Source organism: Vagococcus sp. QWL-13 (assembly GCF_058683555.1).
Window position 1 is genome coordinate 2392935 of the sequence record NZ_CM178746.1, and the last position, 14566, is coordinate 2407500.

A 14566-nucleotide genomic window follows, 5' to 3' on the forward strand; every position below is an offset into this window, starting at 1 on the left:
AATGTGTTTGTGAAAATGAAAGTATGACAACTGGAAAATAAAACTTACTTTCCAGTTGTCATTCAAAAGGATGGTTTATAACAAATCTTCAAACTCTTGGTGTCCGGCAGACAGGAAATGGTCGTTGGTTTGAATTTTTTCAAACGTCATTCCATCAAGTGCCCTTTGGATTAACCCTTCCACATCCAGTCGTTTTTCATACTCAAAAACTTTCTCCAGTTTTGGTTTAGTTTTAGGTTGAGGCGGGGCAAAAATCGTGCAGCAATCCTCAAAAGGCAATACTGCCAAATCAAAAGTATCAATAGTTTCTGCCAATTCGATGATTTCAAGCTTGTCCATAGTGACAACTGGCCGAATGACAGGTGTGGTAGTTACCTCATTAATGGCTGTCATACTTTCCAAAGTTTGTGAAGCCACCTGTCCCAATGATTCTCCGTTGATAATCGCCAATCCGCCTCTTTTTTCCCGTATCTCATCTGTCAGACGCATCATGAACCGGCGGGTGATCGTCATCAGATAACCGCTTGGTACCTTTTCTTTGATGGTTTCCTGAATTTCAGTAAAAGGCACAGTCATAAACTGAATACCGCCAACATAAGGTGTCAACTTTACTGTTAGTTCTTTAGCTTTATTCAGTGCTTGTTCGCTAGTATAGGGCGGACTGTAAAAATGCACCGCCTCGATCTCTACTCCCCGTTTCATTGCCAAATATCCGGCTACGGGCGAATCAATACCGCCTGACAGCATCAACATCCCCCGGCCGCTGGAACCCACCGGCAGTCCGCCGGCACCCTGTATGGTTGCGACTGAAAGATAAGCGGCATCATGTCGGATTTCGACACGCAATTCGATATCCGGCTGTCTCATTTTCACTTCGATTTCCGGAATCGCACAAATCACCGCATGGCCGATTTCCCGGTTCAGTCCGATAGTATCCAGCTCAAAAGCACGATCAGCCCTTTTGGCATTGACTTTAAAACTTTTCCCCGGCTCATATTCTGAAGCCACTAATTCTGCAGCCGCCTGATAGATTTTTTCCAATTGTTTCTCAACTTTGACTACTGGTGAAAATGTCTGAATACCGAAAATCGGTCTCAGTTTTTCAATAATCACCAGACTGGGTTCTTCATTTAAAATCAAATACATCCGGTCTCTTTGTGCATGGATTTTGACCTTGGGATGTGCTTGTAAAGCTGAACGAATATTTTTTGCCAGCTGTTGGATGAACAGTTTTATATTTTTTCCTTTGGTTGATAATTCGCCATACCGAATCATGATCTCCGAATACTCTAACATCTTTGTCTCCTATCTAGAAATTTTGGCAAATTTCTCATAAATATGTCTGAATGCCACCAAAAACTGCTCAAGTTCGCTCATAGTGGAGTGGCTGCTGAAACTGACACGCACAGCTGTGGTACCAATCTCACCCGGCACTCCCATGGCGTGAAGGGTGCTGCCTGTCACATGACTTCGGCTGGAGCAAGCACTGGTGGTAGAAATCAAAATATTTTTCTCCTCAAAGGCATGAACCAAAACCTCTCCTTTGATGCCTTTGATGCCGAAACAAACGATATGAGGAGCATACTGGTCTGTATAGTCAGTAAATAACGACACATTGTCAAAGGTTTTTAACGCTTCAATCAAGTAAGTTTGTAATTGGCGCTGCTGCTGACACTTGATAACGTCGTCGGTCAACTGCAGACGAACGGCTTTAGCCATGGCCGTTATCCCGGGTACATTTTCAGTGCCGCTGCGTCCGCCAAATTCCTGTCCGCCCCCGTTAAGCAGAGGGGCTAATTTTCTTCCACGCCGCCAAAAGAGAAAACCTACGCCCTTTGGTCCATGAAATTTATGAGAAGAAAAAGTGGCAAAATCGATGCGCTCTGTCAGCCAGTCAGTCAAAGGCAATTTTCCTAAACCCTGAACCGCATCCACATGATAGTGAATATTGGGATAACTTTCCAATAACTTGCTGATTTCTTTTATGGGTTGGATAGCTCCTACTTCATTATTGACCAGCATGGTGGAAATTAAAATTGTTTCCGGCCGGATCATCTCTGCCAACGCTTCGACTTTTATCCTACCCTTTTGGTCCACAGGCGCTCTGCTAATTTCAAAACCTAGCGTTTCCAGCTGCTCCGCCGCTTTTCCGACCGCAGAATGCTCAACGTCGGAAATGATAAGGTGTTTGCCAAAAGGATGTTTTTCAATCGCCGTCCCCTTAACAACCCAATTATTGCCTTCCGTGCCTCCGCTGGTAAAATAAATTTCACCAGCTTCCACGCCGAGCAACTGGGCGATCTGACCGCGAGCTTGCTGCAAAAGGCGGTTGGCTTGTGTCCCCAAAAAATGTAAGCTGGAAGGATTTCCGATGATTCGTTTGGTTGTCTGGAGGTACGTCTCCAAAACACCGGCATCCACAACTGTGGTTGCACTATTATCAAAATAGATCATTTAAACACACCGCTTTCTAAAATTCCTATTTATTATAAAGTGATTCCCCTGTAATATCAAACAAAACAAATAAGCAGAAGCGCTCATTTATCAGCCTCTTTGCCCTTCAACACTAGCTGAGTTTCTAGGCAAATACCGTTTTTCATGAGGTCTGCTCAGATTCAAAGGATTAAAAAAGCTGAGGATGTTTCCCTCAGCTTCTGATATTACATGTCATCTTTCGCCCGGAAGTAGTAGGACTCGATACGTTTAAATGCCCCCGGTTCCACTTGTTCCAAAGCAACTCCGATTTCATCAAGTGCATCTTGATAGCGATAGTCTTCGGAGAATAAAATCATACTCTTCTCAATCGCTCTTTCCACCAGCTCATGGGAATGACGGTAACGGTTTGCATATTGCAGCATCTGTTCAGTCAATGCCGCGCTGTCGATCAGCTCTTGTGTTTTTTCTTCCAGCAAGGCCAAATCCTCGTTGCACAACGTGACCAGCTTCTCGATATAATCCATATCAATGCGAATGCGGTTCAGCTCCCTGACCAACTCTTCCACTCGGTCAGATGCCACAAAGAAAAACTCTAAGTAATCCTGAGGAATTCCCGGCAAACGTTGCTTGTCCACTTGACGTTTTAATGTCTTCAGTTCAAATTCGTAACCCTCGATTTTGGAAGCTGCTTCCTTTTCGCCTTTACGCAAATCTTTAAGGGAAGTGCTGATCTGAACTTGTTGATTTTCCATTTCTTTCAGTATCTCAAATCCGTCACGCAAGCTCTTTTCGGCTTCACTGTAGACCACATCTTTTTTCTTGATCTGTTCATCCAGCTGAGTGATGGCCCGTCCCAATTCTTCAAGCTGTGTCTGAAAGCCGCGGGCACGGCCCAACTCGTTATTGTTCAACGTATAGCTTTGAGAAGTGTGATCCAACTCGATTAGCAGCTGACGGTTATTTTTCTCCACATGTTCCACGTAGTCGCGAACTGTTTTGACATTTGCATTGACGTAATCTCTTGCCTTGATTTCGATCTCCATTACCTCATAGAGTTCTTCGATACGTTCCTCAATGATCGTGTTGCCATTTTGCACATCGAGGACTTCGCACCTTTGCAAAGCGTTTGCCACGTCTTTTATCCGAACATTGACTTTTCGGATATCTTCGGAAAGATCGCCAGCAGAAAACTTATAGTGATCTTTGACCATTCGCTGATAGCCTTCTTCGATCTCTTTCATCTGAGCCGGGTATTCTTTGTCGATTTGCTCAAATAATGGCGGGACCGCCAAAATGATTTGTTCCAATTCATAGGTATGATTTTCCGCCTGCTGCAAAACACTGCTGGCTTCCATCGGATCTCCTGCGGTATTCAGGGCTACGAATTGGGTGAATTCATTTTCTATCTTCGTGACTTGCTTGCGGATCTCGTCAATTGCAGGACCAAATGTTTTCGCTTCTTCCTTGACCTGTTGTGCGATTTCTTCGTACTTATCCAGAGCTTCCTGCACTGCCAGAGAATTACGTTCTTCGCTGGTTTTTAATTCTCTTAAGCCTTCCCGGATTTCTTCGACTTCCTGCTCCATCTTATCCATAGTTTCATAGGCATCCTGGACCACGTCCTTGACTTTGATGAAACGGAAAGTTTCATTCAGATTTTCCACTTCGAAAATCTTGCTTTCCAACTCTGCGAACGAGGCTGTAGAAATATCCGTCCAACGCTGATTCCATTCGCGGAAAGTATTTTGACTTTGCCCGACCAGATGCATTTTTTTGATTTCTTCGATTTCTTCAAACACCGGCAGATCGAATAAAGCAATCTTTCGCTCTTCCAGTTTATCTAATTTTTCTTCATTTTTTCGTTTTAGCAAAACTGCTACGATATAAAAAATAGCAACCACGACAATAATGGCGACAAACACTATTAAAATTGTATTGATGTTGGCTTTCATGCATTTTCCTCCGTGTAGGTTCTTCCCTGTAAAAATAATTTATTAACTATCCATTTATTTACGTTAAATAATCCGTATAAAAACAGTTACCTGTAATTTTCATCTATCTTCGATTGTAACATATTTTTATTAGGCAATCACCATTTATCTTATTTAAATTTCACTTATTACCACTTGATAATTCTACCACAAAAACATTTAAGATTTAAGAGTGAATGTCAATTTAACACAATTCTTAACTTTAGTTGGGTATCTCACTTTGTTGCCGCAAAACAGCTCTGATTTTTTCTTCCGGACCGTAATTTTTTTCCCAACTTTCAGGTTTCAACACTTTGCCTGTTTCAGGATGATAGTGAACCTGTCCATCGGGAAATAATTTTCCCATGTTCGCCTGATGGACTATTTTGTGAAGCGGACGGGGGTCCACCCCCATCAAGACAAAACTGCCGTAGGTAAAATACAATAAGTCAAGCAGGGCATCAATCTGATGGATCAGCTGATTTTCTTCTCCTCGATACTCTTCCTTATTCGGATGGTTCTTTTTTATTTTCGTTACAGCTTGATCAATATCCTGATGCATTTGTCTCACCAACTGGTCAAATGCTTCACTCTCTCCCTGGGCAGAAGCATATAAGAACTCCACCAGCTCCTCTACTTTAAATCCTGCTCTATCACTGGCCTCTTTACAATCTAATCTTTTAGGTCTGACATTTTCAGTCGGGTGAAAAATCTTATGAAATTCAGTTGCATAAATAAAGCCGTCATCAGCCACAAACTATTCTCCTTTCAATAAACCAAAATACTTTAATGCATAGACGATACCATCGTCATCGTTACTTTTTGTGACAAAATCAGCCGCCTCTTTGACACTCTGCTCCCCGTTTGCCATTGCAATCCCAATACCGGACCCTTGAAGCATTTCAATATCGTTGGTACTGTCGCCAAAGACCATGACCTCTTCCAAAGAAAACTGATGGTACTTTGCCACTTGACTAATCCCAGCAAGTTTATTCCCGCCTTTTGGAAGGATATCTACACTTAAAGCATTTGACCGTGTTACATGATGATCAGGAAAACATTGGACCAGTCGCTCAGTTTCACTGTCGTCAGCCAACATGACACATTGATAAATCGGTTGGACGGGCAGTTTGATTACGTCCAGTTCGTATACGGGAGTCTTTTTTATCTGCTCCCTCACCCATTCTTTCACTGCTTTCTGATTAGAATGCCCAAATTTTGAAAATATCTTTTTGAGCAGAAAAAATGCTGGCTGTTGGGAAAATTTAAGCAGCCGATCCCCTTCAAATCGATTCCGGCCACCCAGCAGTATTTTCCGGTTTTCTTTCTTAGCAAATAAAACTAGCTGAAAGACAGCTTCCCTTGTAAACGGGCGGGCAAAATAGACCCGTTCGTCAGAAAAGGCATACTGTCCATTGTAAGCCACAAGCACGTCGACCTTCAGCCCTTTTATTAAGTGGGCTATTTTAATAGGACTGCGACCTGTAGCGATTCCGCAAAAAATTCCTTGTGCTCTCAATTCATCAATTGCTGCTCTGCTGGAAGCCGACATACTGCCATCGCTTGTCAAAAGCGTGCCATCAAGATCAAAAAAGACCGCTTTAATCATCTCAACACCCTCTATTTTTAAAAATTTTCATTTATCAAATCAGTTAGAATAAACCCATTTGTTCTGGATTTAAATCATCATAGGTAATTCCTAATATTTCCTTTAACCGCAAACAATTTTTTGCCGCATGGCCACCGGAATTATTATTGAAAATCACTACGACTTTTCGTGCGCTTGCCTCTAAATCTTTTAAATTTTTCCCAAGCAGCAGCAATTCTTCATCTGTATAGTCATACAATGTACGAACCTTCCGCCAATCTTGGGTTTTATCCTGCCACCCCACTGTGTTGCGTCCATGCAGCCGCACCAAGACAAACTCCGGATTAGTCACAACAGGAAGAAAGGGCACCGAGTAGTTAGGCACTTGCGGTTCATCGACGATTGTTAAATGGAATTGATGTTCCTTCATGAAATTCACCATAGACGTATAGTACCGGTTGGAATACCATGAATGATGACGAAATTCCACCGCCAATGGCAATCCGGCAAAAATCCTTCTTAACCTTTTTAAATAAGTGATATTCTCCTGAGTACAATCAAAATATGGAGGAAATTGACATAAAATCCCGGCAAGTTTATTGCTTGTCACTAAGGGCTGGATACTCTCAAAATAAAGCTGGTACATTTCTTTTTCAGACTTGAAAACCTCTGACCACTCTTTATGTAAAGTCATACACTGATGTGCTTTGATTACAAATTGAAAGCCGGCAGGGGTATCATCCACCCATCCTTGTACCACTTCTTTGCCTTTGATACCATAAAAAAAGGTATCCAACTCTACAACCGGTAATTTTGATGCATACAAAGGCAGTGTCACCTTTTTTTCCGCTGTTAATGTCTGATGTTCAGACCATGTAGTCAATCCTAATAACATAAAAATTCCTCCTGCCTCTCTAGTTTACACAATCCGCCCCGGCTTGGCAAAAAGATGGGAAAAAATTTTTCCCATCCAATAACAACCCTGTGATATGATAGAAACACACGATCAAAAAGGAAGAATGGACATGAAAAAAATTTTAGTTTTGCATACAGGCGGGACTATCGCAATGTCTGAAGACAGTGCCACCGGTGCCGTTTCAGTCACACAAATAAATCCTTTGCTGCAGCAGTCGCTGGTGCTGAATACAGAGACTCATTTGCAAATAGAGGATATTTTGCATTTGCCTTCACCGCACATCACACCGGAACACATGCTCATGCTTAAAAACAGGATTCTCAAAAGCATTGAAGAAGGCTATGACGGGGTAGTAATCACTCATGGCACGGACACACTGGAGGAGACTGCCTATTTTCTAGACATCACTATCGGTAAAAAAATACCGATCATTGTGACCGGCGCTATGAGATCCAGTAATGAATTAGGGTCTGACGGTTTGTCAAACTATCAGTCAGCCATCCGGGTCGCATCCTGTGAGGAAGCACAAGGCAAGGGAACACTCGTCGTGATGAACGATGAGATACATACCGCCAGATATGTTACCAAAACACACGCTACCAACGTGGCAACATTTCAATCACCTACCTTTGGACCTGTAGGACTGGTGACAAAGCATGCCATTCGTTTCTACCAGCAATTATTAACCCAAAATAATTTAGATGTCCATGCAGTGGATGGCGTAATTCCGATCATGAAAGCTTATGCCGGAATGGGAGACAGCCTAAATCTTCTCGCCAGTCAATCAATCAACGGTCTGGTCCTTGAAGCACTTGGCGCAGGAAATCTCCCGCCGAAAACGTTACCTGCGCTTGATAAACTGTTGGCAAATAAATTACCCATTGTTTTAGTTTCAAGGTGTTTCAACGGCGTTGCTGAAGGGGTCTATGATTATGAAGGGGGCGGCAGACAGTTAAAGCAAAAAGGCATCATCTTTTGCGACAGCTTAAACAGTCAAAAGGCGCGTATCAAACTATTGGTTGCCTTGAATGCCGGACTCTCACATTCAGAACTGGAACGCTTCATGATGAATCAAAGTTGAAGGTAGTTTTTCCTTGAGTGGCAGCTTACTTTTTGATTTTTGCATTCTTTTTGAAACAATACAAAAAACATCTGTACCTTTCAACTAACGGCGAATACTAGACAAACAGCAATTCTGAGTTCAGCTCAATTAAAAAAGACAAGCAAAAAGCCCTTAATCTAAAAACGATTAAGGGCATCCGACTCTTTTATAAAAATTCGACTTCAACAGTTTCTGTCAAAATATCTGTATAACTGTAGGACACTCGGTCACAGGAGTTCTCATCGGCGTCTAAGTCCACAATAAACACAGCCGGATAAGTCTCTGTCAAGACTCCGCAATGTTCTGTTTGGCGCTTTCTCCCCGTTTGCGCAGTCAACATAATTCTGCTTCCTACTCTTGCTTCCATTTTTTGCTTGATTTTAGACAAAGATTCTGGCATCCAATTCACTCCTTACCGAAAAAGTATACCATAAAATTCACAAAAGCTCAAATTTTAACACAGTTTATTTTCCTTTGCAACTATTTTATGAGTAAATTAAATTATTTAAATAATTTTCTTATAATAGCACATTTTTCCCGCTATAAAATTAAGAAAAATCAACAATTCATATGTTCTCTAAGTTTGCGTTTAACCCGGTCCAAGGCATTTCTAACCTTCCCCAATGAACAATTCAGCTCTTTAGAAATTTTTTCTTTGCTCTTTCCCTCAACATAGTGACGGAATGCCAATCTTTCAAAATCTGAAAGCTGTGAATCAAAGGTTTGCAATTGATCCCGTATCAAAACATAATCAAGGGCGACGAGTGCATCATTATCTTCCCGGACTAAGAAAAAGTCGCCGCCTTGCGCAATTTTCCCTTCCAGCGAAATAGCTTGCACATCTATTTTCCTTTTCAAAGCATTTTGTCTGCGAATAACACTGAAAATATGGCGCTGAAAATTCATTTTAAAAAAATACCCGAAAGAAAGACCTTTATCCAAATCATAAGATTTTATCGAATTGTAGCAAACGATTTGCCCTTCCTGCAGCCAGTCATCGTGATCGTAGCCTCTTAAGTAATACTCCTTTTGCAATTTAAAGATGATCGGCTGATATTTTTTAAAAATCTGCTCGAAAGCGTCTATATTCCCATGTTTCGCAGCTATGATTAATTCCCGATCTTTGTTCTTCATACTCCACCCCCAAAAGTAAGGAACCGCTTCCCGTTTTTCATCAATCATAGCACAATCATATTATAAATAACATATATTTATTGAAATGAATTAAAATTATTTACTATTCATGCGGAACTACATTTAAATTAAATAACTTTTATATGCGTAATAAATAATTGCATTAAATGATTATTTTTTGCAATATGGTATAATAAATCAGAGAAGATTATAGAAAGGGGGCCTCCCATGGCAACCAAAGATATTAATGACTATCTGCAGCAGAGCATCCGAGGCAAACCTGAATTACTGTCCGACGAGAAAAAACAGTATCTAGGCATCTTTCGTGAAAGAATTTTTCTAGTCATGACCGGAAAAGACATGAAAAACAGGAACTATCAGTTATTTTTTAAACAACTGCTCAAAAACAATCCCGGCGGTCAAATCAAAATAAGTGTTCACATTGATTCTTCGGTAAGAATGACTTATATTTCAATTGCACAAAATTTTAAGATTCCATTTACCCTTGTGGATACAGACCATGAAAACACTTCTGCTTCCATCGGGTTAGTCTATCATTTTGATACAGCCGTCAATGAGCCTGTAATCGAAATCGAAAAAAAATATCATCTGATGAAAGACTAAAAATGTTTCACAAAAAGATTTTTAGAGTAATACCACGGCACCCCAAAACAATATTGTTTTTGAGGTGCTTTTTTTAGCCAATTCTTATGATTACAATGGTAAAACAATATTATGAAAAGTTTTCGGCGCCAAGTTAGTCATAGTGATCCCCAATAATCTCACTTGAAAAATTTCATCTCCGCTCATCATACTTTGCCAAATATTGAAGGCATGAAAATATATTTCCTCTTCTGTATCTATAAATTCATCCAAAGTTTTCCTCTTGGTTTTAGTTTCATAGTCGGTCGACCTTACCTTCAAAACAACTGTCTGACCATGCTTTTGATTTTTAGTTAAAGATTTCGCAACATCACGGGCTAATTCTCTAAGATGAAAAATAACTTTAGCTTCATCCCGGACAGGTTCCCGGTAAGTCTGTTCCCGGCCGATAGATTTTCGCTCCCGGTTGGGATTGACAGGTGACAAATGTACTCCCCGAACCTTTCGATACAGTGAGTAACCCATCTTGCCAAAATGATAAATTAGATCCATCTCATTCCACTGATACAGGTCCTCTCCAGTATAAATCCCCAGTTGATGCATCTTAGGGACAGTTTTTTTCCCCACACCGTAAAAATCTTCTATAGGTAATTTCTTTAAGAAATCAATGGCTTCTTCCGGCAAAATCACTGTTTGCCCAGCTGGTTTATCAAAATCAGAAGCCAATTTTGCTAAAAATTTATTGTAACTAACCCCCGCAGAACAAGTCAAGTCCAGTTCTTTCCATATATCCTGCTGAATCATGCTCGCAATTTTTATGGCGCTGGTTGATTTTATTTTGTTATTTGTCACATCCAAATAAGCCTCATCCAATGACAAAGGCTCAATCATATCTGTGTATCTTTTAAATATTTTTCTGATTTCAGCAGAAACCTTTCTATAATAGTCCATCCGACCGGGGATAAAATTTGCGGAAGGACAAAGTTCGTAAGCTTCTCTTGCACTCATAGCAGAATGAATGCCAAACTTGCGGGCCTCATAGTTCGCAGTCGTCACTACCCCTTTGCCGCCAGTATCTTTAGGATGTTTAGCAATAACTAGAGGCTTCCCCCGCAGTTCCGGATTATCCCGCTCCTCTACAGAAGCATAAAAAGCATCCATATCGATATGAATAATTTTTCTTGAAAAATCATTTTGCAGAGGAATCTCAAAAAAGCCGGACATTTTCTCTCCCCACCCTTCCTATTACTCCATTTTACAAAAGTATATCACGAACATACATTCCCTTGCAAATGATGGTTTTTACGATTATAATGCAAACGTATAATATTTTTGTTTGTTAATTAGCAAACGTAAATGTTTTCGTTCCTGTTTAATATTTTCTATTTATATAATACGTACAAATGGATGCCAAAAAAGTCAGAAGGTTTAATATAAAACGAAATTTTCAAATAATTGAAAAGGAGTGCTTAAAAAATGACACAGCAACTTTTAGACCAAATCAAAACAATCAGTGATGGATACAGCAAAAACAATGGAAACTATCTTTGCAGCTACTGTGATTCCATTTTCAACGAAAAAAAAATATACCCTTCTGAAGGCGAATTGCTCACCGCAAAAGGAGCGATTGAAAGACATCTATTAACAAAACATCAAGGGAATTTTTTAGCTCTTATGGAAAAAGGACACAAAACACTGGGACTCACTGACATTCAATTACAGATACTTTATTGTTTCCATCAAAATATTTCTGACAAAGACATCGCAGAAAAATTCAATATCACACCTGCAACGGTCAGAAATCACCGCTTCAAACTGAATGAAAAAAAGAATCAGGCAATTCATTTACTAGGCTTGATGACTATCATGAATAAAAACTTGGAGGAAGAAAAGTTGGGTATCCAAACATTTGATCAGCGCTTCAATATTTCAAAACAAGAAAGAGAAAAGGCATTACAAACCTTCATCAATCCTGAGAGCAAACGAATCACAACTATGCCGCGAAAAGAAAAAACAAAAATCATCTTGCTTCAATATATTATGGGATTTTTACCCAATGAAACTTACTCGGAACAGGAAATTAACCTCTTTCTAAAAAATCACGTTGATGACTTTGTAAGTGTGAGACGCTACTTAATCGACTACGGTTTTCTCGCCAGAACGAAAGACGGTAAAACCTACTGGAAAATATAAAAAACTGACGGAAATCAGACACAATATCTGATTTCCGTCAGTTTTTTTCAACTCTGCTGATTTATCGTCATGACCCGTACGGGAATCGAACCCGTGTTACCGCCGTGAAAGGGCGGTGTCTTAACCGCTTGACCAACGGGCCTAAACTACGGAGAAGGAGGGATTTGAACCCTCGCGCCGCTTTCGCGACCTACACCCTTAGCAGGGGCGCCTCTTCAGCCTCTTGAGTACTTCCCCAAAAACAAAATGGGCCTAAATGGACTCGAACCATCGACCTCACGCTTATCAGGCGTGCGCTCTAACCAGCTGAGCTATAGGCCCCAAAAAAACAAAAAGCGGGTGACGAGAATCGAACTCGCGACAACAGCTTGGAAGGCTGTAGTTTTACCACTAAACTACACCCGCAAAATAGTGGATGGCTCAGGACAGAATCGAACTGCCGACACACGGAGCTTCAATCCGTTGCTCTACCAACTGAGCTACTGAGCCAGTGAACGGTTCCGACGGGAATCGAACCCGCGATCTCCTGCGTGACAGGCAGGCATGTTAACCCCTACACCACGGAACCTTGATATAATTGCGGGAGTAGGATTCGAACCTACGACCTTCGGGTTATGAGCCCGACGAGCTGCCAGCTGCTCCATCCCGCGCTAATGTTATTAAAGGAGGATAAGGGATTCGAACCCCTGCACGCTTTTACACGCCTGACGGTTTTCAAGACCGTTCCCTTCAGCCAGACTTGGGTAATCCTCCATTTTATTACTAATGACCCGTACGGGAATCGAACCCGTGTTACCGCCGTGAAAGGGCGGTGTCTTAACCGCTTGACCAACGGGCCAGACTTACAGTATGAAAATCAGTGGGCCTAAATGGACTCGAACCATCGACCTCACGCTTATCAGGCGTGCGCTCTAACCAGCTGAGCTATAGGCCCCAAAAAACAAAAAGCGGGTGACGAGAATCGAACTCGCGACAACAGCTTGGAAGGCTGTAGTTTTACCACTAAACTACACCCGCGTAGTTTAATGTGCCCAACGGTTCCGACGGGAATCGAACCCGCGATCTCCTGCGTGACAGGCAGGCATGTTAACCCCTACACCACGGAACCTTGATTCAATTGCGGGAGTAGGATTCGAACCTACGACCTTCGGGTTATGAGCCCGACGAGCTGCCAGCTGCTCCATCCCGCGCTAATGTTATTAAAGGAGGATAAGGGATTCGAACCCCTGCACGCTTTTACACGCCTGACGGTTTTCAAGACCGTTCCCTTCAGCCAGACTTGGGTAATCCTCCGAAATATGATTATGGACCTTGTAGGACTCGAACCTACGACCTAACGGTTATGAGCCGTTTGCTCTAACCAACTGAGCTAAAGGTCCAAATACACCAAGTAGCATAATTAAAAATCGCGGCGAAGGGGATCGAACCCCCGACCTCCCGGGTATGAACCGGACGCTCTAGCCAGCTGAGCTACACCGCGTTATTAAAAAACAAATCGGGAAGACAGGATTCGAACCTGCGACCCCTTGGTCCCAAACCAAGTGCTCTACCAAGCTGAGCTACTTCCCGTACTATTTCAAACGCACCCAAGAGGAGTCGAACCCCTAACCTTCTGATCCGTAGTCAGACACTCTATCCAGTTGAGCTATGGGTGCATATCACTATCAATTACTGCTATGCCGAGGACCGGAATCGAACCGGTACGGTAAAAACTTACCGCAGGATTTTAAGTCCTGTGCGTCTGCCAGTTCCGCCACCCCGGCTGGTCGTCATTCTTTCTTGAAATAAAGCGGAAAACGGGGTTCGAACCCGCGACCCCCACCTTGGCAAGGTGGTGTTCTACCACTGAACTATTTCCGCAAGATACTATGCCGGCTAAAGGACTTGAACCCTCGACCCTCTGATTACAAATCAGATGCTCTACCAACTGAGCTAAGCCGGCTCCTTTTTTCCTAATATGCGGGTGAAGGGACTTGAACCCCCACGCCGTTAAGCGCTAGATCCTAAATCTAGTGCGTCTGCCAATTCCGCCACACCCGCTCGTAGGTTAATGACCCGTACTGGAATCGAACCAGTGACCCTTTGATTAAAAGTCAAATGCTCTACCGACTGAGCTAACGAGTCTTATGAAATGGAGGTTAACGGGATCGAACCGCTGACCCCCTGCTTGTAAGGCAGGTGCTCTCCCAGCTGAGCTAAACCTCCAATATGTTTAAAAAAGCGTGGCAGCGTCCTACTCTCACAAAGGGAAACCCTTCACTACCATCGGCGCTAAGAAGCTTAACTGCTGTGTTCGATATGGAAACAGGTGTATCCTTCCCGCTATCGCCACCACACTTTTTCTCAGAGTGATTCTTCCTTCACTCAAAACTGGATCGAAACATCATTCATTCACTTCCCGAAAACTTTGGTTAAGTCCTCGACCGATTAGTACTGGTCCGCTGAATCTATTGCTACACTTACACTCCCAGCCTATCTACCTGATCGTCTCTCAGGGGTCTTACTTTCTTAAAGAAATGGGAAATCTCATCTTGAGGGGGGCTTCACGCTTAGATGCTTTCAGCGTTTATCCCGTCCACACGTAGCTACCCAGCGATGCTCCTGGCGGAACAACTGGTACACCA

At 42.2% G+C, this 14566-nt stretch carries 12 protein-coding genes, 24 tRNA genes and 2 rRNA genes (1 of these 38 running past the window's edge); 3 read left to right on the plus strand and 35 right to left on the minus strand.

From position 1 onward, the window contains the following. Positions 1-75: 75 nt before the first annotated feature. The 6 genes from thiI to AC4PHI_RS11250 all read right to left on the minus strand — a co-directional run bounded on the left by thiI (position 76) and on the right by AC4PHI_RS11250 (position 6889). Positions 76-1296, minus strand: a complete 1221-nt coding sequence (gene thiI / locus AC4PHI_RS11225; protein WP_492199951.1) for a tRNA uracil 4-sulfurtransferase ThiI — start codon at positions 1294-1296, stop codon at positions 76-78. A 9-nt stretch (positions 1297-1305) separates the two neighbouring features. Next, positions 1306-2454 carry a cysteine desulfurase family protein gene (locus AC4PHI_RS11230; protein WP_492199952.1) on the minus strand — a complete coding sequence of 383 codons (1149 nt, stop codon included), beginning with the start codon at positions 2452-2454 and terminating at the stop codon, positions 1306-1308. Positions 2455-2660: 206 nt separating this feature from the next. Then, positions 2661-4388, minus strand: a complete 1728-nt coding sequence (locus AC4PHI_RS11235; protein WP_492199953.1) for a septation ring formation regulator EzrA — start codon at positions 4386-4388, stop codon at positions 2661-2663. A gap of 241 nt (positions 4389-4629) precedes the next feature. Then, a complete protein-coding gene (locus AC4PHI_RS11240) occupies positions 4630-5160 on the minus strand; it encodes a pyrophosphohydrolase domain-containing protein (RefSeq protein ID WP_492199954.1) in 531 nt (176 codons plus the stop codon). A 3-nt stretch (positions 5161-5163) separates the two neighbouring features. Continuing rightward, positions 5164-6015, minus strand: coding sequence for a Cof-type HAD-IIB family hydrolase (locus AC4PHI_RS11245; RefSeq protein ID WP_492199955.1), 852 nt, complete (start codon positions 6013-6015; stop codon positions 5164-5166). 43 nt (positions 6016-6058) lie between these two features. Next, a complete protein-coding gene (locus AC4PHI_RS11250; RefSeq protein WP_492199956.1) occupies positions 6059-6889 on the minus strand; it encodes a DUF72 domain-containing protein in 831 nt (276 codons plus the stop codon). 130 nt (positions 6890-7019) lie between these two features. Between AC4PHI_RS11250 and AC4PHI_RS11255 the strand changes: the two genes are divergently transcribed. Then, a complete protein-coding gene (locus tag AC4PHI_RS11255) occupies positions 7020-7991 on the plus strand; it encodes an asparaginase (protein WP_492199957.1) in 972 nt (323 codons plus the stop codon). Positions 7992-8178: 187 nt separating this feature from the next. On the opposite strand, the gene AC4PHI_RS11260 is transcribed toward AC4PHI_RS11255, so the two are convergent. Both AC4PHI_RS11260 and AC4PHI_RS11265 read right to left on the minus strand, forming a co-directional pair. Then, the gene (locus AC4PHI_RS11260; RefSeq protein WP_492199958.1) at positions 8179-8412 is read right to left on the minus strand and encodes a Veg family protein; all 234 of its coding nucleotides are present in this window, start codon (positions 8410-8412) and stop codon (positions 8179-8181) included. A gap of 158 nt (positions 8413-8570) precedes the next feature. Further along, entirely contained in the window at positions 8571-9146 is a 576-nt protein-coding gene (locus AC4PHI_RS11265; RefSeq protein ID WP_492199959.1) for a sigma-70 family RNA polymerase sigma factor, read from the minus strand. 228 nt (positions 9147-9374) lie between these two features. Between AC4PHI_RS11265 and AC4PHI_RS11270 the strand changes: the two genes are divergently transcribed. After that, a complete protein-coding gene (locus AC4PHI_RS11270) occupies positions 9375-9770 on the plus strand; it encodes a DUF1694 domain-containing protein (protein ID WP_492199960.1) in 396 nt (131 codons plus the stop codon). Between the two features lie 90 nt (positions 9771-9860). On the opposite strand, the gene dinB is transcribed toward AC4PHI_RS11270, so the two are convergent. Beyond that, a complete protein-coding gene (dinB, locus tag AC4PHI_RS11275; protein WP_492199961.1) occupies positions 9861-10973 on the minus strand; it encodes a DNA polymerase IV in 1113 nt (370 codons plus the stop codon). 252 nt (positions 10974-11225) lie between these two features. Here dinB and AC4PHI_RS11280 point away from each other — a divergent pair, with 252 nt between their 5' ends. Next, the gene (locus AC4PHI_RS11280; RefSeq protein WP_492199962.1) at positions 11226-11942 is read left to right on the plus strand and encodes a DUF2087 domain-containing protein; all 717 of its coding nucleotides are present in this window, start codon (positions 11226-11228) and stop codon (positions 11940-11942) included. Between the two features lie 70 nt (positions 11943-12012). Here AC4PHI_RS11280 and AC4PHI_RS11285 read toward each other — a convergent pair. The 26 genes from AC4PHI_RS11285 to AC4PHI_RS11410 form a co-directional block, all read right to left on the minus strand. Beyond that, positions 12013-12084 (minus strand) — tRNA-Glu (locus AC4PHI_RS11285). 7 nt (positions 12085-12091) lie between these two features. After that, positions 12092-12179 (minus strand) — tRNA-Ser (locus AC4PHI_RS11290). 10 nt (positions 12180-12189) lie between these two features. Continuing rightward, a tRNA-Ile gene (locus AC4PHI_RS11295) sits at positions 12190-12263 on the minus strand. Between the two features lie 13 nt (positions 12264-12276). Next, positions 12277-12347, minus strand: a tRNA-Gly gene (locus AC4PHI_RS11300). A gap of 11 nt (positions 12348-12358) precedes the next feature. After that, positions 12359-12431, minus strand: a tRNA-Phe gene (locus AC4PHI_RS11305). Between the two features lie 6 nt (positions 12432-12437). Continuing rightward, positions 12438-12510 (minus strand) — tRNA-Asp (locus AC4PHI_RS11310). 9 nt (positions 12511-12519) lie between these two features. Then, positions 12520-12592 (minus strand) — tRNA-Met (locus AC4PHI_RS11315). A gap of 13 nt (positions 12593-12605) precedes the next feature. Continuing rightward, positions 12606-12695, minus strand: a tRNA-Ser gene (locus AC4PHI_RS11320). Between the two features lie 13 nt (positions 12696-12708). Beyond that, a tRNA-Glu gene (locus tag AC4PHI_RS11325) sits at positions 12709-12780 on the minus strand. 22 nt (positions 12781-12802) lie between these two features. Next, positions 12803-12876: transfer RNA gene (locus tag AC4PHI_RS11330), tRNA-Ile, on the minus strand. Positions 12877-12888: 12 nt separating this feature from the next. After that, a tRNA-Gly gene (locus AC4PHI_RS11335) sits at positions 12889-12959 on the minus strand. A gap of 18 nt (positions 12960-12977) precedes the next feature. Then, positions 12978-13050 (minus strand) — tRNA-Asp (locus AC4PHI_RS11340). A gap of 9 nt (positions 13051-13059) precedes the next feature. After that, positions 13060-13132, minus strand: a tRNA-Met gene (locus AC4PHI_RS11345). A gap of 13 nt (positions 13133-13145) precedes the next feature. After that, a tRNA-Ser gene (locus AC4PHI_RS11350) sits at positions 13146-13235 on the minus strand. A 12-nt stretch (positions 13236-13247) separates the two neighbouring features. Next, positions 13248-13321: transfer RNA gene (locus AC4PHI_RS11355), tRNA-Ile, on the minus strand. Between the two features lie 27 nt (positions 13322-13348). Then, a tRNA-Met gene (locus tag AC4PHI_RS11360) sits at positions 13349-13422 on the minus strand. 15 nt (positions 13423-13437) lie between these two features. Further along, positions 13438-13511, minus strand: a tRNA-Pro gene (locus tag AC4PHI_RS11365). A gap of 12 nt (positions 13512-13523) precedes the next feature. Then, a tRNA-Arg gene (locus AC4PHI_RS11370) sits at positions 13524-13597 on the minus strand. Positions 13598-13619: 22 nt separating this feature from the next. Then, positions 13620-13705: transfer RNA gene (locus AC4PHI_RS11375), tRNA-Leu, on the minus strand. A 25-nt stretch (positions 13706-13730) separates the two neighbouring features. Further along, positions 13731-13802: transfer RNA gene (locus AC4PHI_RS11380), tRNA-Gly, on the minus strand. 9 nt (positions 13803-13811) lie between these two features. Then, positions 13812-13884, minus strand: a tRNA-Thr gene (locus AC4PHI_RS11385). A gap of 16 nt (positions 13885-13900) precedes the next feature. Further along, positions 13901-13982, minus strand: a tRNA-Leu gene (locus AC4PHI_RS11390). Positions 13983-13993: 11 nt separating this feature from the next. Next, positions 13994-14066, minus strand: a tRNA-Lys gene (locus AC4PHI_RS11395). Positions 14067-14074: 8 nt separating this feature from the next. After that, positions 14075-14147: transfer RNA gene (locus tag AC4PHI_RS11400), tRNA-Val, on the minus strand. 15 nt (positions 14148-14162) lie between these two features. Continuing rightward, positions 14163-14278, minus strand: a 5S ribosomal RNA gene (gene rrf / locus AC4PHI_RS11405). A 71-nt stretch (positions 14279-14349) separates the two neighbouring features. After that, positions 14350-14566: ribosomal RNA gene (locus AC4PHI_RS11410) — 23S ribosomal RNA — on the minus strand (it continues 2695 nt past the right edge of the window).

Excerpts from the sequence above, each read along its gene's own strand:
- AC4PHI_RS11235 (WP_492199953.1), bottom strand. The coding sequence starts at position 4,388 with ATGAAAGCCAACATCAATACAATTTTAATAGTGTTTGTCGCCATTATT.
- AC4PHI_RS11245 (WP_492199955.1), bottom strand. The coding sequence starts at position 6,015 with ATGATTAAAGCGGTCTTTTTTGATCTTGATGGCACGCTTTTGACAAGC.
- AC4PHI_RS11270 (WP_492199960.1), top strand. The coding sequence starts at position 9,375 with ATGGCAACCAAAGATATTAATGACTATCTGCAGCAGAGCATCCGAGGC.
- AC4PHI_RS11255 (WP_492199957.1), top strand. The coding sequence starts at position 7,020 with ATGAAAAAAATTTTAGTTTTGCATACAGGCGGGACTATCGCAATGTCT.
- thiI (WP_492199951.1), bottom strand. The coding sequence starts at position 1,296 with ATGTTAGAGTATTCGGAGATCATGATTCGGTATGGCGAATTATCAACC.
- dinB (WP_492199961.1), bottom strand. The coding sequence starts at position 10,973 with ATGTCCGGCTTTTTTGAGATTCCTCTGCAAAATGATTTTTCAAGAAAA.
- AC4PHI_RS11265 (WP_492199959.1), bottom strand. The coding sequence starts at position 9,146 with ATGAAGAACAAAGATCGGGAATTAATCATAGCTGCGAAACATGGGAAT.
- AC4PHI_RS11250 (WP_492199956.1), bottom strand. The coding sequence starts at position 6,889 with ATGTTATTAGGATTGACTACATGGTCTGAACATCAGACATTAACAGCG.
- AC4PHI_RS11230 (WP_492199952.1), bottom strand. The coding sequence starts at position 2,454 with ATGATCTATTTTGATAATAGTGCAACCACAGTTGTGGATGCCGGTGTT.
- AC4PHI_RS11280 (WP_492199962.1), top strand. The coding sequence starts at position 11,226 with ATGACACAGCAACTTTTAGACCAAATCAAAACAATCAGTGATGGATAC.
- AC4PHI_RS11260 (WP_492199958.1), bottom strand. The coding sequence starts at position 8,412 with ATGCCAGAATCTTTGTCTAAAATCAAGCAAAAAATGGAAGCAAGAGTA.